This is a genomic window from Arthrobacter sp. D3-16, assembly GCF_054408515.1.
This window is the reverse complement of sequence record NZ_CP096437.1, coordinates 2,730,992-2,751,227: the sequence shown is the minus strand read 5'-3', so window position 1 is coordinate 2,751,227 and position 20,236 is coordinate 2,730,992. Positions and strand designations below refer to the sequence as shown.

Genomic DNA, 20,236 nt, shown 5'->3' with positions numbered 1-20,236 from the left:
ACGCTGCTACTGGCTGGTAGCACTACCATTGACGGGTGCATTCGCAGATAACTGTCCGTCCCGCCGTCGAAACCGATTTCGACGCCGTTGCCCGCATCACCAGGGATTCCTACCTGGCCGCCGGGTACTTTGACGACGCCGACCACCCCTACATGCGCAAGGTCCAGGACGTGGCACTCCGGGCAGGGCAGGCAACTGTCTGGGTAGCTGAACGGGCCGGGCAGGTGGTGGGTTCGGTCACGCTTGCCCGCGCCGGCGAGCCCTACGCGGACATTGCCCTGCACGATGAGCTGGAGTTCCGCATGCTGGTGGTGGACCCGGCCGTGCAGCGCAGCGGTGCCGGCAAGGCCATGATGGCGGCCATCCTTGATCACGCCAAGGAACTGGACGGGGTCAAGGGTGTGTCCCTGACTACCGGGAGCACCTGGGAAAGCGCCCGCGGCCTGTACGACAAGACCGGGTTCGCCAGGGTCCCTGAACGGGACTGGTTGGTGCCCGGGACCGACATAAAACTGCTGGTTTACCGGCTGGACCTGTAGCCGCCCTAAAGTGGTGCCGACTCACTCCAGCTTTGAAAGGCCCACCATGCGCAAAACCTTCGGCACCGGCTCCGTTTGGGAACAGACCCTCGGCTACTCCCGGGCCGTCCAGGTGGACAACACCCTCTACATTTCGGCCACCGCCGCGAGCGGCGAGGACGGCATCGTGGGCAACGACTTCTACACCCAGACCCAGTTCATCCTGCAGAAGCTGGACAAGGTCCTCGCGGACGCAGGCTTCGGTTTCGAGGACGTGGTGCAGTCCAAGCTGTACCTGACGGACATCAGCCAGTGGGAAGAAGCGGGGCGTGCCCACGGCGAGGTCTTCGGCGACATCCGGCCCACCTTGTCCCTGGTGCATGTCCTTCCGTTCCTGGATCCGGAGATGCTGGTGGAAATCGAGCTCGTGGCGCCGAAGAGCGCCAGCTAGCTCTGTACCTCTCGGGTTACGGCGAGCCGGGCAGGCCGTAGCGGTGCTCCGGCCTGCCGGTGGTCCCGTAGCGCAGCTGGATGTCAACAGCGCCGTCGTCGGCCAGCGAGGACAGGTACCGCTGCGCCGTGGCCCGGGAAACACCCACCCGGCCGGCCACTTCCGCCGCCGAGTACTGCTCACCCGGCACCAGTGATTCAAGCACTGCAGCTTCCGTTGCTGATCGGGGCTTTGACGACGGCGTGACGTCGCCGGGAATCAGGGCGCGCTTGGCCCGCTCCACCGCATCCTGGTCCAGGGCGCCGGGCTGGCCCAGCAGGCGCCGGTACCGGGCATAGGAGCGCAGCTGCTGGGACAGTGACTCGGACGTAAACGGCTTCAGCAGGTACCCCAGTGCGCCGCGGCGGAACGCCACCCGGATGGAGGCAGCGTCTGAAGCCGCGCTGAGGATCACGGTGTCCACATCCAGTTGCTGCAGCAGGTCCAGGCCGGAGGCGTCCGGGAGATAGACGTCCAGCAGCACCAGGTCCGGCCGAAGGCTGTGGATGGCCTGGAGCGCGAGGGACGCCGTTCCCACCGGTGCCAGCGCCAGGAAGCCCGCCACCGAATCAACGTAGGCGGCGTGCAGTTTCGCGACGTGGAAGTCGTCATCCACGATCAGCACCCGGAAGTCCTCAGCCATCGTTGTCCTTTCCGGTTGCATCCTTCAGCCCCGCGTCTGGTTGTTCGGCCGTCTTTGTTCCTGCTGTTGTGGTGCCGGGGAGCGTGGCCATAAAAACGGCTCCGGGCCCGCCGCGGGTGCCCGGATCCAGCAGCCTAACGTCGCCCCCGCGCCGCCGCGCCAGCTGCCGCGCCAGCGCCAGGCCGAAGCCCTGGCCGCCGCCTGCGCGGACGGGGCCGGAGGCGGTGGTGAAACCCTCGGCGAAAACCGCTTCCGCATCCGTCCCCGCGGCCAGCCCGTCGCCTGAGTCGGCGACGACCACGTGGAGGGTGCCGCCGTCGTCGCCCGGGTCATCCATGACTTCCAGTTCAACCCAGCGGTCCGGAGCTGAGCCTGCAACGGCCGCGTTGACCGCGTTATCGATCAGGTTGCCCAGCACGGTGGTGACGTCCTGGGCATCGGTGACCTGGCCGCGGACCAGGGTTTCCGGTCCGATGCGCAAGGCAACGCCCCGCTCGTCGGCCTCCACCCCCTTTGCTCCCACGAAGGCCTGGAGGTAGGGGTCCTGAAGCAGCTCGGCCTGGTCCACCGGGAACTTCAGCGGTCCCGTCGCCGCCAGCCGCGCAAGGTACTCGCGTGCCTGCTGGTGCTCTCCGATGCTCATAAGCCCGGCGATGGTGTGCAGTTGGTTGGCGAACTCATGGCGCTGTGCCCGCAGCGCGGTGGACATGGTGCCCACGGCGTCCAGCTGCCGGGTGAGCTGCTGCAGTTCCGTCCGGTCCCGGAGCATCACCACCCAGCCCAGGTCCTCACGCCGGTGGACTGCCTTGCGGGCGTTGGCCACCAGGACCCGCCCGCCCGCCACCAGCTCCAGGGCGGCATCTGCACCGGAGCCGGGCCGGGTCAGGGACTTCAGCTGGTCCGGTACCGGCGCCTCCTCCCACCCGGTTCCAGCCAGGTCCGGCAAGTCCAGCAGCCGCTGTGCTGCGGCGTTGAACACAGTGATCCGCCCGTCGGCCGAAACGCCGATCACGCCGTCGTCCACGCCTTGGAGAACTGCCACCTGGTCGTGGACGAGGCTGCTGATCTCCTCCGGTTCCAGGCCCAGGGTGAGGCGCTGGAGGCGGCGGCGCAGCAGGAAGGACCCGAGGACGCCGGCGATGAGGGCGCCCGTGGCGGTGAGGGCAACCGGGCCAATGTCACGGGCCACGCTCTGGCCCACCGTCTCCATCGAATACCCCACGCTGACCTCGCCCACCACGGTGGTGCCGGCCGGAGCGTACACGGGCACCTTCGCCCCGGCCGACGGGCCCAACGTCCCGGTATTCCGGGTGGTGACCTCGCGGCCGGACAGGGCCTCGGACGGATCCGTGCTCACCCGTTCGCCGAGCCGCTGGGGGTCCGGATGCGCCAGCCGAAGGCCGGTTTCGTCGGTGATGACCACAAACAGGGCACCGGTCCGGGTCCGTGCTGCTTCGGCCGACACCATCAGCGGCCCCGCAGCCAGCTCGGCCGCCGGGGGAGTGCCGGCCTGTTCGCTGATGGCCAGCACGTCCGCCCGCACTGTTGGGTCCGAGGCCACCGTCCGCGCGAGCGTCAGCGCCTGGTTCTCCGCCTCGCTGCCCACCCTGTCATAGGTCAGCCAGGCGTGGACCCCGGCGCTGAGCAGGACCACGAGAAGGACCACCGCAAGTTGGAGCAGGAGCGTCTGGGTGGAGAACCGCAGCGGGGCGCGGGGGCTGGAACGCTGCATGATCCTCCTTGTTCCGGGTGGTTGGCCGGGGGCCTGCGGGTGCTGTGAGCAGAATGAGCAAAATGCTCGCAATAAGCAGTATGCCAATCAATTGAGCCAAAGGCACGGCCGTGACGGCGGCCACTCTACAGTCTGTAGCACGCGTCACAACGCTGTGCCGCTGTTCACAAAGAAGGAGCCGGCCGTGCTGGTATTACTTGGATTCGCAATGATCGCGGTATTCATGGTGCTGATCATGACGAAAAAGTTGACGCCAGTGCTGGCGTTGATCATCGTCCCTACCGTTTTTGGTCTTTTCGCCGGTGCCGGTCTTGGCATCGGCGACATGGTGATGGACTCGATGAAGGCCATGACCTCAACAGCAGCCCTGCTGATGTTCGCCATCATCTACTTCGGACTGATGATCGACGTGGGGCTTTTTGACCCGCTGGTCCGCTTCATCCTCCGCAAACTCGGCAACGACCCCGCCAAGGTAGTACTGGGCACCGCCATCCTCGCGGCCGCCGTGTCCCTTGACGGCGACGGCTCCACCACCTTCATCCTCACCACCGCCGCCATGCTGCCCATCTACCTCCGGTTGAAGATGAGTCCTGTGGTCCTCACCTGCGTGGCCGGCCTGGCCAACGGCACCATGAACATCGTGCCGTGGGGCGGCCCCACCGCCCGCGCCGCCAGCGCCCTGAAGATCGACGTCAATGATGTCTTTGTTCCGATGCTTCCCTCCCTCCTCGCCGGCATCGCCGTCGTCCTGGCCTTCGCCTGGCTGCTTGGCCTGCAGGAGCGCAACCGCCTCCGCGCTACGGCCCCGGAAATCTGGGGAGTGCCGGATACCGCTGAAGGGTTCGACGGCGGCGCTCCCGCCGGCGGTGCGCGCAATGGTTCCCGCCGCGGTACCTCACCGGTTCCCGCAACCGGCGGTCCCGCCGTCGATGGTTCCTCCGTTGCCCTGCTTGAACGCACCGCGGACCTGGTGGACGACAGCGACACCGCCATGGCAGACACGGCACTGGACCCGAACCGCAAGACCCTGCGCCCCAAGCTGCAGTGGTTCAACCTTGGCCTGACCGTAGCTGTCATGGGCATGCTGATCGCCGACCTCGTGCCCCTGCCGTACGTCTTTATGGTGGGTTCGGCCATCGCACTGCTGGTGAACTTCCCCAACGTCAAGGACCAGGCCACCCAGATCGTGGCCCACGCACCCTCGATCGTGGCCGTGGTCAGCATGGTTATGGCCGCCGCAGTCCTGACCGGAGTCCTCACCGGCACCGGCATGGTGGAAGCCATGTCCGCGTGGCTGGTACAGATCATCCCCACGTCCATGGGCCCGTTCCTGGCTGTCATCACCGGCGTCCTCAGCATCCCCATGACGTTCTTCATGAGCAATGACGCGTTCTACTTCGGTGTGCTCCCCGTCCTGAGCGAGACCGCCGGCCACTACGGCATCAGCGCCGCCGAGATGGCCCGCGCCTCCATCACCGGCCAGCCGTTCCACATGCAAAGCCCGCTGGTCCCCGCCATCCTGCTCCTGGTGTCGCTTGCCAAGGTTGACCTCGGTGACCACCACAAGAAGGTGCTGTGGCGCAGCGCCGTGGTGTCCCTGGTCATGCTGGGAATCGGCATGCTGACCGGAGCCATCGGAATCGGTTAGTCTGTAGCTGCCGTGCGGCTGCCCCCGTGGGCGCCGGCCCGGTATGAAGGTGCCCGTCTGACGCCCGCTGGGGGCCGTCAGACGGGCATCATCGTTTCCCCACTAGAATGGATCGGAAATCAATTCAAACTTTGCAGGGGAGATCCATGGCTGCGATCAACCGTGACGACGTTGCGCATCTCGCGCGGCTCGCTCACATTGAGATGAGTGCCCAAGAGCTGGACAGGATGGCCGGAGAACTCGCGGTCATCGTTGATTCAGTCAAATCCGTGAGCCAGGCTGCCGGTGACGACGTCCCGGCGACGTCCCACCCCATCCCGCTGAACAACGTGTTCCGCGAGGACGTCGTGGGGCACACCTTCACCGCGGAAGAGGCGCTCTCCGGCGCACCGGACTCCGACGAGAACCGTTTCAAGGTCCCGGCAATCCTGGATGAGGCATAAGCATGACTGACAACAACGAACTCATCCGCCTCTCCGCCGCGCGGCTTGCAGAAAAGCTGGCTGCCGGTGAGGTCACCTCCGTCGAGGTCACCCAGGCGTACCTGGACCGGATCGCTGCTGTTGACGGCGGGGAGCGCGGCGTCAACGCCTTCCTGCACGTCAACGCCGAGGATGCCCTCGCCGTCGCCGCCGAGGTGGACGCCATCCGTGCTGCGGGCGGTACAGAGGCCGAATCCCTGCATGTCCTCGCCGGCGTCCCCATCGCCGTCAAGGACCTGATTGTCACGGTGGGCCAGCCCACCACGGCCGGCTCCAAGATCCTCGAGGGCTGGCACAGCCCCTACGACGCCACTGTGGTGGAACGCCTGCGCGCCGCGAAGATGCCCATCCTGGGCAAGACCAACCTGGACGAGTTCGCCATGGGCTCCTCCACTGAACATTCCGCCTACGGGCCCACCCGCAACCCATGGGACCTGGACCGGATCCCGGGCGGTTCCGGTGGCGGCTCCGCTGCCGCCGTCGCAGCCTTCGAAGCACCCCTCGCCCTCGGGACCGACACCGGCGGGTCCATCCGCCAGCCCGGTGCCGTCACCGGCACCGTCGGCGTCAAGCCGACATACGGCAGCGTGTCCCGCTACGGTGCCATCGCCATGGCGTCCTCGCTGGACCAGATCGGCCCGGTTTCGCGGACAGTCCTGGACTCGGCCCTCCTGCACGAGGTCATCGGCGGGCACGACCCCCGCGACTCCACCTCCCTTCCGGACCCGCTGGCAGACCTCGTGGCCGCAGCGAAAACGGGCAGTGTCGAGGGCATGCGGATCGGCATCATCAAGGAACTCCATGGCGAGGGCTACCAGGCGGGCGTCGAAAACCGCTTCAACGATTCCCTGGAGCTCCTCAAGGAGGCCGGCGCGGAAATCGTCGAAGTCTCCTGCCCCAACTTCCAGTACGCCCTGGGCGCCTACTACCTGATCATGCCCTCCGAGGCGTCCTCCAACCTCGCCAAGTTCGACGGCGTCCGGTACGGCCTGCGCGTCCTGCCCGAGGACGGTCCCATGACCATCGAACGCGTCATGGGCGCCACCCGCGCCGCCGGCTTCGGCGATGAGGTCAAGCGCCGTATCATCCTGGGCACCTACGCCCTGTCCGCGGGCTACTACGACGCCTACTACGGTTCGGCCCAGAAGGTGCGCACGCTGGTGCAGCGCGACTTCGATGCAGCCTTCACCGTGGCGGATGTCCTGATTTCACCCACCGCCCCCACCACGGCCTTCCGCCTTGGCGAGAAGCTGGACGACCCCCTGGCCATGTACCTCAACGACGTCGCCACCATCCCGGCCAACCTGGCCGGAGTCCCGGGCCTGTCCCTGCCCGGCGGTCTGGCGGACGAGGACGGACTGCCCGTCGGCATCCAGCTGCTCGCCCCCGCCCGGGAGGACGCCCGCCTGTACCGGGTGGGCGCGGTCCTGGAGTCGCTGCTTGAGGCCAAGTGGGGCGGCCCGCTGCTGGGCCAGGCTCCGGAACTGGGCGAGCTCGTCGAAGCCAAGGAGGCAAAATAATGAACACTGACGCAATCCTCAGCTTCGAAGAGGCCATGGAGAAGTACGATCCCGTCCTGGGGTTCGAGGTCCACGTGGAGCTCAACACCAAGACCAAGATGTTCTCCTCCGCCCCCAACGTCTTCGGTGACGAGCCCAACACTAACGTCAACGAGGTGGACCTGGGCATGCCCGGCGTCCTGCCGGTGGTGAACAAGGCTGCGATCGAGTCCTCGATCAAGATCGGCCTCGCCCTCAACTGCAAGATCGCCGAGTCCTGCCGCTTCGCCCGGAAGAACTACTTCTACCCGGACACCCCCAAGAACTTCCAGACCTCGCAGTACGACGAACCCATTGCCTACGACGGCTACCTGGACATCGAACTCTCCGACGGCACGGTGTTCCGCGTGGAGATCGAGCGCGCGCACATGGAGGAGGACGCCGGAAAGCTGACCCACATGGGCGGCGCTACCGGCCGTATCCAGGGCGCCGACTTCTCGCTGGTGGATTACAACCGTGCCGGGGTGCCGTTGGTGGAAATCGTCACCAAGCCCATTGAGGGCGCCGGTTCGCGTGCTCCGGAACTCGCCAAGGCCTATGTGGCAGCGGTGCGCGAGATCGTCAAGAACCTCGGTGTGTCCGACGCGAAGATGGAACGCGGCAACGTCCGCTGCGACGCCAACGTCTCCCTGCGCCCGCACGGCCGCGAACGGTTCGGCATCCGTTCCGAAACCAAGAACGTGAACTCGCTGCGCGCGGTGGAACATGCCGTCCGTTACGAGATTCAGCGGCATGCCGCCGTGCTGGACGCCGGTGAACCCGTTGTCCAGGAGACCCGCCACTGGCACGAGGACACCCGCACCACCACGTCGGGCCGGGCGAAGTCCGACGCTGACGACTACCGCTACTTCCCGGAGCCTGACCTGGTTCCCGTGGTTCCGTCGCGGGAGTGGGTCGAGGAACTCCGGGCCACGCTGCCCGAGCCGCCGGCTGGCCGCCGCAAGCGCCTGCAGGCTGACTGGGGCTACTCGGACCTGGAATTCCGCGACGTGGTGAACGCCGGCGTGATGGACGAGATCGAGGAAACCATCGCCGCCGGTGCGTCGGCTTCGGTTGCCCGCAAGTGGTGGATGGGTGAGATCGTGGGCCGCGCCAAGAACGCCGACGTCGACCCTGGCCAGCTTGGCGTCCAGCCCGCCACCATCGTGGAGCTCGCCCGCATGGTGGAAGAAGGCAAGATCAACAACAAGATGGCGTCGGAGGTGCTGGACGGTGTGCTCGCCGGCGAAGGCACCCCTGCCGAGATCGTGGAGAAGCGCGGCCTGGCCGTGGTTTCCGACGACGGGCCACTGCTCGAAGCCATCGACGCCGCGTTGGCCGCGCAGCCCGATGTTGCGAACAAGATCCGCGGCGGCAAGGTGCAGGCTATCGGCGCCATCGTGGGCGGGGTTATGAAGGCCACCCGCGGCCAGGCTGACGCCGCCCGCGTCCGCGAGCTGATCCTGGAAAAACTGGGCGTCTCCGTCTAGCCCCCATACCCCAATCGGGTCGCAGGAGGCGTCGTGAAATCTCGATTTTGCAACGTCCACTGCGGCCCGGTTCCGGTTTAACTGGTGCCCTCCAGGGGTCAGCGCTCGTCAGCCCTGGTTAGCCTTGGTCAGCCCTGTTTCACCAGTCCGGCCATGATGCCCTGCAGCGCTTCGGCGACAGTCATAACGGAACGGCGCTTCAGGTTTTCAGGCCTCGCCAGCAAGTCGATCCGGCGGCGGGTGCTGATCCCCTCAAGGGGCCGCAGCACAATGTCCGTGTTGAGCACCGGTCCTGCGGTGTACCTCGGGAGCAGTCCCACCACTCCGCCGGCAGCCACCAGCGCCGCCACCGTGGAGTAGTCATTGATCCGGTGCACGATGTTCAGTTCGTGGCTGGAAACAGCGGCGACGGCGGACAGCACGTCCGCGGGGGAGTATCCCGTGTGGCTGGTCACCCACGCCTCGCCGCCGACGTCGTCCGCCGTCACGGCCGCTTTCCCGGCGAGACGGTGTCCCGCGGGCAATGCCACATCCAGCGGTTCGTGGGCGAGAGGAATCACGGTCACCCGCTCCGCAGGCCACCGGGGGCTGTGGTCCATCCGGTGGGCAAGGACCAGGTCGTAACGGGCCGTCAGGGCGGGGAAGTCCTGCTGGGCCACGTCCTCATCGGAGAGCTCGATCCGTGGCAGGTCCGGGGCGTCCAGGATCCTGGCCAGCGGCGCGAACATTGCCTGGCCCGCACTGTGGAACCCGCAAAGGGTTACGCGGCCGGCCACTGAGCCGTGGTAATTGCCGATGGCGTCCCGGGCATCAGCCATTGCACTGACCACGGCGGCTCCCGCGTCGGCCAACACCTGGCCCGCCTCGGTGAGCACCAGGTTGCGGCCCTCCTTGCGGGTGAGTGGAACATCGACTTTCCGCTGCAGCAGGGCCAACTGCTGGGAGACGGCGGAGGGGGTGACCATCAGGGTGTCCGCCACCGCCTTGACGCTGCCGAGGGCGCCGAGTTCCCGCAGGATTTCGAGCTGGTGTATCTCCACCGGTTCAGTCTAAGCGTTAGCTTTCGCTACATCGTCGATTGAGAACTTCGCTGTTGTGCTAAAGCTTCTTCCTCGCTGTAATGAGGAGGGCAGGACCTGCCAACGACGCACAAAGAGAAGGAAGCCGATGAAGGCTTTGTACAAGGCCGGCCCACAGGCCGGCTTCGAGCTGGTGGACCGTCCCGAACCGGTAGCAGGGCCCGCTGACGTGAAGATCAGGGTGATGACCACCGGCATCTGCGGCACCGACCTCCACATCCAGTCGTGGGACGCCTGGGCCCGGGGAATCATTGAAGCTCCCCTCATCCCCGGCCACGAGTTCTACGGCGAAGTGGTCGAAGTCGGCGAAGCCGTCCGCGACGTCAAGGTCGGTGACCGCGTCTCCGGCGAAGGCCACGTGGTGTGCGGTATTTGCCGGAACTGCCGCGCCGGCCGGCGGCAGATGTGCATCCATACAGTCAGTGTGGGAGTGCAGCGGGACGGCGCATTCGCAGAGTATGTGGTGATCCCCGAAACCAACGTCTGGGTCCATCACGATCCCTCTGTCACTCCTGAACTCGGCGCCATCTTCGACCCCTTCGGCAACGCCGTGCACACGGCCCTCAGTTTTCCGCTGGTGGGGGAGGATGTGCTGATTACCGGTGCCGGCCCCATCGGCTTGATGGCCATCGCCGTTGCCCGGCACGCCGGAGCCCGCAAGATCGCCATCACGGACGTTTCCCGGCCCAGGCTGGACCTGGCCTTGCAGCTCGGCGCAGACCTTGCCATCGATGTCTCCACCACCCGCGTCCGCGACGCCCAGCGGGAACTGGGGATGCGCGAAGGCTTTGACATCGGGATGGAAATGTCCGGCCACCCCAGCGCCCTGCCGGAGATGATCGACAACATGAACCACGGCGGCCGGATCGCCATGCTGGGCCTGCCCAGCCAGGACATCACCATTGACTGGGGCAAGGTGGTGACCCACATGCTCACGCTCAAAGGCATCTACGGCCGGGAAATGTACGAGACCTGGTACGCGATGAGCGCCATGCTCTCGTCCAACGCCGTGCTGCACGCGGGCATCTCCGCCGTCGTCACTGATACGCTCCCCGCCGCCCAGTGGGAAAAAGGCTTCGACCTGGCCCGCAGCGGCGCATGCGGAAAAGTTGTCCTCGACTGGACCCAACTCTAAGGAACACCATGTACACCTCGATCAAGGACCAGCTGAGCGGCGAGCTGGAGGACATCCGCACCGCCGGACTCTTCAAGACCGAACGCAGCATCAACTCGCCGCAGTCAAACCACATCACCGCCGGGCTCATCGGCCAGCAGGGCGCCACGGTGCTGAACTTTTGCGCCAACAACTACCTGGGCCTGGCGGACCATCCTGAAATCATCAGCGCAGCGAAGGGCGCCATGGACGAACGCGGCTTCGGCATGGCCAGCGTGCGGTTCATCTGCGGCACCCAGGACCTGCACCTGGAACTCGAAGCCCGGGTATCGCGGTTCCTGGGAACCGAGGACACCATCCTCTTCTCCAGCTGCTTCGACGCCAACGGCGGCGTCTTCGAATCCCTCTTCGGCCCGGAGGACGCCGTCATTTCCGACGCCCTGAACCATGCGTCCATCATTGACGGCATCCGGCTGTGCAAAGCGCAGCGGTACCGGTACGCCAACCAGGACATGGCCGACCTTGAGGCCAAGCTCGTTGAGGCGAAGGATGCCCGCCGCAAGATCATCGTCACCGACGGGGTCTTTTCCATGGACGGGTACCTCGCGCCGCTGGAGGCCATCTGCGACCTCGCCGAAAAGCACGACGCCCTGGTGATGGTGGACGACTCCCACGCCGTCGGCTTCATGGGCGAAACCGGGGCCGGCACGCCCGAACATGCAGGCGTGTCCCACCGGGTGGACATCTATACCGGCACCTTCGGCAAGGCCCTGGGCGGGGCATCAGGGGGATACGTCTCCGGCCGTGCAGAGGTAGTGGCCATGCTCCGGCAGAAGGCCCGCCCCTACCTCTTTTCCAACTCGCTCGCCCCGGCCATCGTCGCCGCCACCATTAAGGCCCTGGACCTGGTGGAGAACTCGGCGGAGCTGCGGCGCACACTTTTTGACAACGCCTCACTGTTCCGCCGCCGTATGACAGAGGAGGGGTTCGACCTCCTCCCCGGCGAGCATGCCATCGTCCCAGTGATGTTCGGCGACGCCGTCATGGCCGCGAAGGTGGCTGACCGGATGCTGCAGCACGGCGCCTTCGTTACCGCATTCAGCTTTCCCGTGGTTCCGCGCGGGGCGGCCAGGATCCGCGTGCAGCTTTCGGCTGCGCATTCAGCGGACGACGTCGAAGCCTGTGTGCGTGCCTTCGTCACCAGCCGTGCCGAGGTGGCAGCCTGACGGACGCCACCGCCCGTCCCTAACTCTGCAAGGATGGTGCCATGGCAGCACACTATGACGTCCTGATCGTCGGCGGCGGGATTGCCGGGCTTTCCCTGGCTTCGGCGTTGGCGGGCCAATGCAGCGTTGCGTTGGTGGAGGCTGAGCAGGAGTTGGCGTACCACACGTCCTCCCGCTCAGCCCGGCAGCTCATCCCCAGTTACGGCCCGCCCGTGGTCCAGGAGCTGACGGTCCGCACCCTGGAACTGATCGCCGCCCGCGATGCCGGGCTGCCCGAACCAGTGCTCACGCCCCGCAGCTTTATGCTGATCGGCACCGGGGAAGCGGTGGCAGCGGAAGCCAGCGGCCATATGCGCTCCATCACCCCGGCCGAGGCGCTGGAACTGTGCCCGGCACTGGTCCCGGAATCGTTCACCGCCGCCGGACTCGATACCGGTTCCTTCGGCTGCAACGCACCCCTTCTGCTGGCGGACCACCGTCAACGGGCGCTGGCAGCCGGGGTGGACATCATTACCGGCGCACGGGTCCATTCCGCCCAGCGCCTGGGCTCCGGCTGGCAGGTGGGGGCCGGGATGGAGGCATTCGAAGCCCGCGTCCTCGTCAACGCCGCCGGCGCCTGGGCGGACGAACTGGCTGTGATCAGCGGAGTGGAGAAGCTCGGGCTGCAGCCGTACCGGCGCACCACGGCGATTGCCGCCGTCGAACGTCCCCTGCCGCCGCAAAGCCCTATGGTGGCGGCTGCGGACAACACGTTCTACTTCCGCCGGGAGGGTGACGATGTTCTGATCTCCCCCTCCGAATCGGTGCCAAGCGGACCTGAAGATGCCAAGCCCCGCCCGGGTGACGTGGAGCGCCTGGTGGCAAGGCTCAACGGGCTAACGACGCTCGGCATCACCGAAGTCCGCCGGGCCTGGACGGGTCTGCGGACGGAAGCGGCCGACGGCGTGCCCGTGGCCGGCTTCGATGCCGAAGCCCCCGGCTTCTACTGGCTAGCCGGCCAGGGTGGCTATGGCTTCCAGGCATCGTCTGCCATGGCGGAACTTGCAGCCGGCCAGATCCTGGCCGTTCTCGAGCCCAACGGCAGTGCCGCCCAGCCGGCGGGCGGTCCGGCATCCCGGACAGCTGAGGCGCTGGCGGCCACCCGCTGGTCAGTCCGGCGCTGAAGAATGGTTGTATGAGTACGCTGATCACCAATATCGCCGAGCTGATGACCCAGGACCTGGAGCACCGGGTCCTGAGGGACGCCGCCGTGGTGATCGAAGGTGAACGGATTTCTTGGATCGGCGCAGCCGCTGACGCTCCTGCCGCCGATGACGCCGTAGACGCCGGCGGCCGGACCATGCTTCCGGGCTGGGTGGACTCCCACACACACCTGCTGTTCGCCGGTGACCGGACGGCGGAATTCGAGGCGCGGATGGCGGGGGAGTCCTACTCTGCCGGGGGCATCGCCGTCACCATGAACGCCACCCGTGCCACGTCCGATTTCGACCTCACCCGCCTGGCGCTGTCCCGCGTTGACGAAGCCGTTTCGCAGGGAACCACCTACATCGAGACGAAAACCGGCTACGGCCTCGACGTTGAACACGAGACCCGGAGCGCTCGCATCGCCTCCACCGTGGCGGACCAGGTCACCTACCTCGGTGCGCACCTGGTTCCTGCCGGACAGGACGCGGACGAGTACATCGACCTCGTGTGTGGCCCAATGCTCGCCGCCGTCCGGCCCTACGTGCAGTGGGCCGACGTATTTTGCGAAGAAGGGGCCTTCACCGAGGAGCAATCCCGGCGGGTCCTGCTGGCCTGCCGCGACGCAGGCCTGGGCCTGCGCGTCCATGGCAACCAGCTCGGCGAAGGCCCGGGCGTGCAGCTCGCCGTCGAACTTGGGGCCGCGAGCGTGGACCACGCCAATTACCTCGCGGATAAGGACGTTGATGCGCTGGCCGGGACCTGGACGGGCTGGGATGCCGCTTCCGGATCCGGTGCGAGGGGCACGGTGGCAACCTGCCTGCCCGCCTGCGATCTTTCAACCCGCCAGCCCCTGGCCCCTGCGCGGGTGCTGCTTGACGCCGGCATCCAGGTGGCGCTGGCTTCCAACTGCAACCCGGGCACGTCCTACACCAGCTCAATGGCCTATTGCGTCACCACCGCCGTGCTGCAGATGGGCCTCAGCGTTCATGAAGCTGTTCGGGCCGCGACCTACGGTGGGGCCCTGGCGCTGCACAAGGACAAGGGAGACGATGCCGACGGCGAACGCGCGGTGGGTTCGATCGCGGTCGGACACCGCGCGGATCTCCACCTGCTCAATGCACCCTCGCCGACGCACCTTGCATATCGTCCCGGCATGCCCCTGACGTACGCTGTATGGCGGGCTGGAAAGAGGGCGAGGTAATCCGGCGATAAACTGACGTTAGATGATCATTCGGGTTCTGTTATGATCAGAAAGCGTCATCGTACCGGTGGCGGGAGTAGCTGGAGGCCCTTGCATGACCCGCACTGACAGACTGACGGCCATACTCGATCTCCTCGCCAGGAGCGGGCAGGTGGAGGTCGAAGAGATCGTCAGCACGCTCAACGTCTCCCCGGCCACCGCCCGGCGCGATCTGGACAGCCTGGCAAAGCGCAGGCTGCTCACCAGGACCCGGGGCGGTGCCACAACGGGCGCGCTGGCCTACGACCTGCCGGGCCGGTACAACCGCGATGATCATGCCGAGGCCAAGGAGCAGATTGCCCAGGCGGCCTCCGCGCTGATTGCCCCCGGCGCCGTAATCGGGCTTTGCGGCGGCACCACCAGCACCGCGCTGGCGCAGATCCTGGCCACGCGCGAGGATCTCAACGCGCCTTCCAACCAGCCCACCCTCACCGTGGTTACCAACGCCATCAACATCGCCGGGCAGTTGGCCGTCCGGCCCAACATCAAAGTCATGGTTACCGGCGGGATCCTCAATCCGCGGTCCTACGAACTGGTGGGGCCGTACACGGACATCATCATGCAGAAGGTGGTGTTGGACATCGCCTTCATCGGTGTCAACGGCATCGACCCCGACGTCGGGCCGACCAATACGGGGGAGGGGGAAGCGTCCGTCAACGCCCTGCTCGCCAGCAGGGCCCGTGTCTCCTACGTACTCGCTGACTCGTCCAAAGTTGGGGTGCGTGCCTTTGCCACCATGGACGGCTACAACTTCACCCGTTTGATTACGGACGCGGGAATCTCGGCGCGCGACAAGGCGGCCTTCGAGGCAAAGGGCACGGAAGTGATCGTCGCGGCAGGCTGAGCGTGGTTGTCGCTGGGCTGGAAGCCGTTAGCGTCAGGGAGCGGCCCAGCCGGCCGGACACCGCAGGGCAATCAGGCCGGATCCAGAAACTGCAGGCAAGATGGGTACATGCTGGTTCCCTCCCGCCGTCGCCTGCGGATAGAAGTCTGGATTGTCCTGGGCCTGTCCTTGGGCCAGTCTGCCGTGTATTCGGTGGTGCAGCTCCTGGACAAGATGACCCGCGCCCCGCTGGCGGAGGGCACCTCCACCCTGAACCGCTCGCAGAGCACCCGTGAGTACTTCGACCTGACGTACCAGCTGCTGGACATCATCTTTGCGTTGGTGCCGGTGCTGCTGGTGATCTACTTCCTGACCGACCAGCGGCAGGCCTCCTCCGGCGATGGCAGCAACGCCGGTTCGGCTTTCCGCAAACTCGGATTCAACTTCGAGCGGCCGGGGCGGGACATGCTTCAGGGTCTGGGGCTGGCCGCGCTGATCGGCGTCCCGTCCCTTGGCCTCTATGCCGCGGGCAGGGCTCTCGGAATCACGACGGCCATTATTCCCAGCGCCCTCGACGCGTACTGGTGGACGGTGCCCGTGCTGATCCTGTCCGCAATGCGCCATGCCGTTGTGGAGGAAGTCATCGTTGTGGGATACCTCCTGAACCGCTTCGGCAAGTTCGGCTGGAGCGTGCCGATGTCCATCATGGTGAGCTCGCTGCTCCGGGGCACGTACCACCTGTATCAGGGATTCGGCCCTTTCATCGGTAACGTGGTGATGGGCATCGTTTTCGCATGGCTGTACACCAGGACCCGGCGGGTGATGCCCCTCGTGATAGCCCATGCACTGCTGGACATCGTGGCGTTCGTTGGCTTCAGCCTGTTCGGCAAGGCCGTGGGGCTGGGGTAATGCAGCCGGCCTGTTTGTGACGGTATCGCGTGGCTGCGCCTGTCGAACCACTTGTGGGCGGATGCCGCTCCCCGGAAAGAGTCATCCACCTCGGGCGTGCAGGAACCGCTCGATGCCGTCTTCTCCGAGGGATAAACCGATGCGAACAAGGTCCACGTCGCCGCGCGGCAGATCCCCGGGCGCAGGCTGAGGCCAGCGCCGGGTGAATGTCCTCTTGGACTTCAGATCCGTTAGCGGTTGTTCGGGCCAGTGGGGTGGTTCCCAGTCCGGGTGTTCGCTTTTGTAGTGCCGGCCGGTGGGTGAGGTCCAGCCGGGTGGTTCGTTTCTGGTGGCTGGTGTTGGTTGCCAGCCGCCGGTGTGCCGTAGTTTGTGGTGCTTCGGGCAGGGCTGGCCGAGGTTGCTGATGCCGGTGTTGCCGCCATCGTGCCAGGCGAGGAGATGGTCGGCTTCGTTGTCCAGGGAGTTGTTGCTGCAGCCGGGGAACGGGCATTTGCCGTCCCTCAAGCTGAGCCAGTTCCGCATGGCCTTGGTCAACCGGTAGCTGGTCCGGCCGATCTCCAACGGAGCCCCATCCCGCGGATCCACCAGCACCCGGTAAAACGAGCCGGCCCCGTCGGCGACCAGATGACGTGCCATCGAGGGCGGGATGGGTCCGTACCCGTCGAGCATCGCCGGCTCATCGGTCAGGCCCAGCAGGGAAAACACCGGCACGGTGACCAGCACCTGCGCCCGGATCAACGAAGTGCCGGCAGCTGTTCCAGCCGCTGTTTCGTCACGGCCTGTGGTGGTTTCGCCGAGGAGCAGGTTGGCATACAGGTCCGCGCGTAACTGGGTGAGGGTCCGGGTTTCCTTCGGGCCCTGTAATTCCCGTGCGTCGGCGGTGAGCTTGTTCCAGCCCGCCAACGCCTGGTCCGCGGGCAGATAGGCCGAGAGCCAGGCCATCCCGTCCTGGTCCGGCCCGTGTTCGACCCGACGGTCCGCCACACTCTTGGCATGCCGTTTCTCCAGGCTCTCCGGGTGGTGGCGTTCCCGCCAGGTCCGGGCTTTGGCTTTGAACCGGTACGCCGGCATTTCCCCGATCGTTGCCGCGGCGGCCGGTTTCGGTGTGCCGGGGTCCAGGAAGTGGGCCTCCAGGGCTGCGGCCCCGACCGGGTCCAAGGTGGCGGTCTCATCGACCATCACTCTGGCGTGCTGCCAGGAGATCATTCCCTTGTGCAGGGCTGCGAGCGTCAGGGGCAAGGACGTGGTCAGGGCGTAGGACTGGGCAAGCAGCACGCCGGCAGCCCGGTCGCTGAGGGCCAGGACGCACCCGATTTCCGCCGCGATGGCCATTTCCTGCGCCTGCACGGGCGCGTCCGGCGAAGCAGCGGCCCGCGCAGTGCCGGCGTATGTTGCTGTGGCCTTGGCCAACAATCCCGACACCCGGGCCTGAGCCCTGGCGCCGCCGGCAAGGATGTCCAGGCACCCATCGGCAAGGCCGGCCAGCGGATCAACAGCGGAGAACGCCTCCGAACCACAGCCCTCAGCCTCTGCATTGAGCACAGCAAGAGCGGCATTGATGTCCTCAAACGCCTTCGCCACCGCCGCTTTCCCCATAAACCAATCATGACAAAGGGGTACGACAATCCCGAGGGGCTATTGGAAATGGATTCGGCCGCCATCGGCAGGTGACCCCGTTGTCACCAGCTGATGGCGGCCGAAGTTTCGAAGGGCAGCCCTGCCCAAGCCGAGGCCCTGGCAGGACTGCCCGGGCCTACGGAGCAGGATTAGATGGTGACGGCTCCGTTAGCGGTCTCGAACGTCACCGAAAGGATCCCGGGGGTTCCGTGCGGTGCCACCCACTCCACGGCAACGTCTTCGAGCGGCTTCTCCACCGGCTCGCCCAGCCACTCGGTAACCCGGGCAGCGGAGCCTGCAATTGTCAGGCAGCTCATCTTGACGTTGCTGTCGTAGGCGTTGGACGGGTGCAGCGACGGGTCGCCCTCCCACTTGAGCATGTACGGAACCTGCGGGTCCGCAATCAACCCCAGGATACCGATCTGCTTCCAGACCAGTTCGCGGCCGTCAGGAAACTTGCGGTTTCCGTTGACGGCGGAGCGTCCGAGCCGTTCTTCAAAGGGAACCAGGTCGTCAACCTCGACGCACCAGCCCATCCAGCCGCCGCCCGCCGCAGACCGTGCACGCACTGCCTGCCCGAAGGGGGCCTTGTCGGAAGCGGGGTGGTCCAGTACCTCGACGACTTCGAGGTACTTGTGCCCAGCGAGCGGGATGATCATATTCCGGGTTCCGAACCGCGGGTGTACCCCACCCTTCACTGCCTCAACGCCGAGGGCAGAGGAAATACGTTCGGTGGTGGCAGCCAGGCCATCGTGTTCACAGGCGTAAGAGACGTGATCCATGCGCATGGCAACATCTTGGCACTTTGTGATCGGGCTCTCAGCTAAGGGTAGCCTTACTGGGATTTCGGTTCCAAAGCAGCATTAATCCAAGGTCCTGCTGACGGCAGTCATGGGGACCTTGTTCGTCATAATCCTGTCAACCGTCGCGTGCATGTTCCTACACTGGCCTCAGGTCATGAGTGCCAGCGCCAAGCCCCGGCTCGCTGGCCGGCAACCCTCCATCCGCGGTGGGGTGCCCCGGGTGAGGACCTGGTTGTCCGGCAACGGCCGGATGGCAAGCGCGGCCCGCGGTGCTTCGAGCATGCCGGGCCCATGTCAAAGGAGCCTTAGTTGTCCAACGGATGGTCTTTCGAAACCCGCCAGATCCACGCAGGGCAGGAGCCGGACGCTGCCACGGGTGCCCGTGCGCTCCCCATTTACCAAACCACGTCCTTTGTGTTCCCCAGCGCCGAGAGCGCAGCGAACCGCTTTGCCCTTGCTGAGCTGGCGCCCATCTACACCAGGATCGGCAACCCCACCCAGGAAGCGGTGGAACAGCGGATCGCCAGCCTCGAAGGCGGCCTGGGTGCCCTGCTGCTCAGTTCAGGCCAGGCCGCTGAAACATTTGCGGTCCTGAATATTGCCGAGTCGGGGGACCACATCGTCGCCAGCCCCAGCCTTTACGGCGGCACCTACAACCTCTTCGCCCACACACTGAAAAAGTTTGGCATCTCCGTCACCTTTGTGGCGGACCCGGACAACCTGGACCAGTGGCGCGAGGCAGTGCAGCCCAACACCAAGCTGTTCTTTGGCGAGGTGGTCTCCAACCCGCGGCAGGATGTCCTGGACATCGAAGGCGTGTCCCAGGTTGCGCACGAGGCCGGGGTTCCCCTGATCGTGGACAACACCCTGTCCACCCCGTACCTGATCCGGCCACTGGAATGGGGTGCGGATATCGTGGTGCACTCGGCCACTAAGTACCTGGGTGGCCATGGTTCCGCGATCGCCGGCGTGATCGTGGACTCCGGAAAGTTCGATTTCGGCAAGGACCCTGCAAAGTTCCCCGGCTTCAACACCCCGGACCCCACCTACAACGGGCTGGTGTATGCCCGTGACCTCGGCGCCGACGGTGCCTTGGGCGCCAACCTCTCCTACATCCTGAAGGCCCGGGTGCAGCTCCTGCGCGACCTGGGCTCGGCAGTGTCGCCCTTCAACGCCTTCCTCATCGCCCAGGGGCTGGAGACACTGAGCCTGCGGGTGGAACGTCACGTCGCCAACGCCCTGGAAATTGCCCAGTGGCTGGAAGCGCGTGACGACGTCGAATCCGTCGCCTATGCCGGGCTGCCCTCCAGCCCCTGGTACGAGCGCGGCCGCAAGTACGGCCCCAAGGGCACCGGCGCCATCGTGTCGTTCAACCTCGCCGGCGGCGCGGAGGCGGGCAAACGCTTTGTGGACGCGCTGGAGCTGCACTCCCACGTGGCAAACATCGGTGACGTCCGTTCGCTGGTGATCCATCCGGCGTCGACCACCCACAGCCAGCTCTCGCCCGAGCAGCAGGTAGTTGCCGGCGTGAACCCCGGCCTGGTGCGGCTTTCGGTAGGGATCGAGCACATCGATGACATCCTGGCTGACCTCGAGGCCGGCTTCCGGGCGGCCAAGGAGGCCACCGGCGCCTAACCAGGCCCGGGCGGCAGCCCGGCAGCGGGCCGGGGAAGTCACAACCAGTCACACTCTTGGCGGC

General features: G+C 66.1%; 18 protein-coding genes and 1 riboswitch. Of the genes, 13 read left to right on the top strand and 5 right to left on the bottom strand.

Features of this window, described 5'->3' with window-relative positions; translation table 11 throughout:
• Nucleotides 1-35 precede the first annotated feature (35 nt).
• Both M1D32_RS13125 and M1D32_RS13120 read left to right on the top strand, forming a co-directional pair.
• A complete protein-coding gene (locus M1D32_RS13125; protein WP_458779090.1) occupies nucleotides 36-539 on the top strand; it encodes an N-acetyltransferase family protein in 504 nt (167 codons plus the stop codon).
• A gap of 46 nt (nucleotides 540-585) precedes the next feature.
• A complete protein-coding gene (locus M1D32_RS13120; protein WP_458779089.1) occupies nucleotides 586-969 on the top strand; it encodes a RidA family protein in 384 nt (127 codons plus the stop codon).
• Nucleotides 970-985: 16 nt separating this feature from the next.
• Here the strand turns inward: M1D32_RS13120 and M1D32_RS13115 are convergent, their stop codons facing one another.
• Nucleotides 986-1,651 carry a response regulator gene (locus M1D32_RS13115; RefSeq protein ID WP_458779088.1) on the bottom strand — a complete coding sequence of 222 codons (666 nt, stop codon included), beginning with the start codon at nucleotides 1,649-1,651 and terminating at the stop codon, nucleotides 986-988.
• Nucleotides 1,644-3,383 carry a sensor histidine kinase gene (locus M1D32_RS13110; RefSeq protein ID WP_458779087.1) on the bottom strand — a complete coding sequence of 580 codons (1,740 nt, stop codon included), beginning with the start codon at nucleotides 3,381-3,383 and terminating at the stop codon, nucleotides 1,644-1,646. Before M1D32_RS13110 ends, M1D32_RS13115 begins: the two co-directional genes overlap by 8 nt.
• A gap of 184 nt (nucleotides 3,384-3,567) precedes the next feature.
• Between M1D32_RS13110 and M1D32_RS13105 the strand changes: the two genes are divergently transcribed.
• From M1D32_RS13105 to gatB, 4 genes are all read left to right on the top strand, one after another.
• A complete protein-coding gene (locus tag M1D32_RS13105; protein ID WP_458779086.1) occupies nucleotides 3,568-5,031 on the top strand; it encodes a CitMHS family transporter in 1,464 nt (487 codons plus the stop codon).
• 146 nt (nucleotides 5,032-5,177) lie between these two features.
• Complete coding sequence (gatC, locus tag M1D32_RS13100; protein WP_458779085.1) at nucleotides 5,178-5,474, top strand: Asp-tRNA(Asn)/Glu-tRNA(Gln) amidotransferase subunit GatC; 297 nt, start codon at nucleotides 5,178-5,180, stop codon at nucleotides 5,472-5,474.
• A gap of 2 nt (nucleotides 5,475-5,476) precedes the next feature.
• Nucleotides 5,477-7,033 carry an Asp-tRNA(Asn)/Glu-tRNA(Gln) amidotransferase subunit GatA gene (gene gatA / locus M1D32_RS13095; RefSeq protein WP_458779084.1) on the top strand — a complete coding sequence of 519 codons (1,557 nt, stop codon included), beginning with the start codon at nucleotides 5,477-5,479 and terminating at the stop codon, nucleotides 7,031-7,033.
• Nucleotides 7,033-8,541, top strand: coding sequence for an Asp-tRNA(Asn)/Glu-tRNA(Gln) amidotransferase subunit GatB (gatB, locus tag M1D32_RS13090; protein ID WP_458779083.1), 1,509 nt, complete (start codon nucleotides 7,033-7,035; stop codon nucleotides 8,539-8,541). The genes gatA and gatB overlap by 1 nt, the downstream gene beginning before the upstream one ends.
• Before the next feature lie 128 nt (nucleotides 8,542-8,669).
• Here gatB and M1D32_RS13085 read toward each other — a convergent pair whose 3' ends face one another.
• On the bottom strand, nucleotides 8,670-9,581 hold the full coding sequence (locus tag M1D32_RS13085; protein WP_458779082.1) for a LysR family transcriptional regulator: 912 nt from the start codon (nucleotides 9,579-9,581) through the stop codon (nucleotides 8,670-8,672).
• Between the two features lie 127 nt (nucleotides 9,582-9,708).
• Between M1D32_RS13085 and tdh the strand changes: the two genes are divergently transcribed.
• The 6 genes from tdh (at nucleotide 9,709) to M1D32_RS13055 (ending at nucleotide 16,117) form a co-directional block, all read left to right on the top strand.
• Nucleotides 9,709-10,755 (top strand): L-threonine 3-dehydrogenase, encoded by a 1,047-nt coding sequence (gene tdh / locus M1D32_RS13080; protein WP_458779081.1) that lies wholly within the window; start codon nucleotides 9,709-9,711, stop codon nucleotides 10,753-10,755.
• A gap of 8 nt (nucleotides 10,756-10,763) precedes the next feature.
• Nucleotides 10,764-11,960: a glycine C-acetyltransferase gene (locus M1D32_RS13075; protein ID WP_458779080.1), complete on the top strand. Its 1,197-nt coding sequence runs from the start codon at nucleotides 10,764-10,766 to the stop codon at nucleotides 11,958-11,960.
• Between the two features lie 41 nt (nucleotides 11,961-12,001).
• Complete coding sequence (locus M1D32_RS13070) at nucleotides 12,002-13,123, top strand: NAD(P)/FAD-dependent oxidoreductase (RefSeq protein ID WP_458779079.1); 1,122 nt, start codon at nucleotides 12,002-12,004, stop codon at nucleotides 13,121-13,123.
• Nucleotides 13,124-13,134: 11 nt separating this feature from the next.
• Nucleotides 13,135-14,346 (top strand): imidazolonepropionase, encoded by a 1,212-nt coding sequence (hutI, locus tag M1D32_RS13065; protein ID WP_458779078.1) that lies wholly within the window; start codon nucleotides 13,135-13,137, stop codon nucleotides 14,344-14,346.
• Between the two features lie 94 nt (nucleotides 14,347-14,440).
• Entirely contained in the window at nucleotides 14,441-15,229 is a 789-nt protein-coding gene (locus M1D32_RS13060; protein ID WP_458779077.1) for a DeoR/GlpR family DNA-binding transcription regulator, read from the top strand.
• 108 nt (nucleotides 15,230-15,337) lie between these two features.
• Nucleotides 15,338-16,117: a CPBP family intramembrane glutamic endopeptidase gene (locus M1D32_RS13055; RefSeq protein ID WP_458779076.1), complete on the top strand. Its 780-nt coding sequence runs from the start codon at nucleotides 15,338-15,340 to the stop codon at nucleotides 16,115-16,117.
• A gap of 81 nt (nucleotides 16,118-16,198) precedes the next feature.
• On the opposite strand, the gene M1D32_RS13050 is transcribed toward M1D32_RS13055, so the two are convergent.
• Together M1D32_RS13050 and M1D32_RS13045 are read right to left on the bottom strand one after the other, a co-directional pair.
• Nucleotides 16,199-17,713, bottom strand: coding sequence for an HNH endonuclease signature motif containing protein (locus M1D32_RS13050; RefSeq protein WP_458779075.1), 1,515 nt, complete (start codon nucleotides 17,711-17,713; stop codon nucleotides 16,199-16,201).
• A gap of 170 nt (nucleotides 17,714-17,883) precedes the next feature.
• Nucleotides 17,884-18,522 (bottom strand): VOC family protein, encoded by a 639-nt coding sequence (locus tag M1D32_RS13045; protein ID WP_458779074.1) that lies wholly within the window; start codon nucleotides 18,520-18,522, stop codon nucleotides 17,884-17,886.
• A gap of 165 nt (nucleotides 18,523-18,687) precedes the next feature.
• A riboswitch (SAM riboswitch) is annotated at nucleotides 18,688-18,803 on the top strand.
• A gap of 43 nt (nucleotides 18,804-18,846) precedes the next feature.
• Between M1D32_RS13045 and M1D32_RS13040 the strand changes: the two genes are divergently transcribed.
• A complete protein-coding gene (locus tag M1D32_RS13040; protein ID WP_458779073.1) occupies nucleotides 18,847-20,172 on the top strand; it encodes a bifunctional o-acetylhomoserine/o-acetylserine sulfhydrylase in 1,326 nt (441 codons plus the stop codon).
• Nucleotides 20,173-20,236 lie beyond the last annotated feature (64 nt).

Bases quoted from the DNA above. Each gene is read 5' to 3' on its own strand.
- M1D32_RS13120 (WP_458779089.1), top strand. From the start codon at position 586: ATGCGCAAAACCTTCGGCACCGGCTCCGTTTGGGAACAGACCCTCGGC.
- M1D32_RS13115 (WP_458779088.1), bottom strand. From the start codon at position 1,651: ATGGCTGAGGACTTCCGGGTGCTGATCGTGGATGACGACTTCCACGTC.
- M1D32_RS13110 (WP_458779087.1), bottom strand. From the start codon at position 3,383: ATGCAGCGTTCCAGCCCCCGCGCCCCGCTGCGGTTCTCCACCCAGACG.
- gatC (WP_458779085.1), top strand. From the start codon at position 5,178: ATGGCTGCGATCAACCGTGACGACGTTGCGCATCTCGCGCGGCTCGCT.
- gatA (WP_458779084.1), top strand. From the start codon at position 5,477: ATGACTGACAACAACGAACTCATCCGCCTCTCCGCCGCGCGGCTTGCA.
- gatB (WP_458779083.1), top strand. From the start codon at position 7,033: ATGAACACTGACGCAATCCTCAGCTTCGAAGAGGCCATGGAGAAGTAC.
- tdh (WP_458779081.1), top strand. From the start codon at position 9,709: ATGAAGGCTTTGTACAAGGCCGGCCCACAGGCCGGCTTCGAGCTGGTG.
- M1D32_RS13075 (WP_458779080.1), top strand. From the start codon at position 10,764: ATGTACACCTCGATCAAGGACCAGCTGAGCGGCGAGCTGGAGGACATC.
- M1D32_RS13070 (WP_458779079.1), top strand. From the start codon at position 12,002: ATGGCAGCACACTATGACGTCCTGATCGTCGGCGGCGGGATTGCCGGG.
- hutI (WP_458779078.1), top strand. From the start codon at position 13,135: ATGAGTACGCTGATCACCAATATCGCCGAGCTGATGACCCAGGACCTG.
- M1D32_RS13060 (WP_458779077.1), top strand. From the start codon at position 14,441: ATGACCCGCACTGACAGACTGACGGCCATACTCGATCTCCTCGCCAGG.
- M1D32_RS13055 (WP_458779076.1), top strand. From the start codon at position 15,338: ATGCTGGTTCCCTCCCGCCGTCGCCTGCGGATAGAAGTCTGGATTGTC.
- M1D32_RS13050 (WP_458779075.1), bottom strand. From the start codon at position 17,713: ATGGGGAAAGCGGCGGTGGCGAAGGCGTTTGAGGACATCAATGCCGCT.
- M1D32_RS13045 (WP_458779074.1), bottom strand. From the start codon at position 18,522: ATGCGCATGGATCACGTCTCTTACGCCTGTGAACACGATGGCCTGGCT.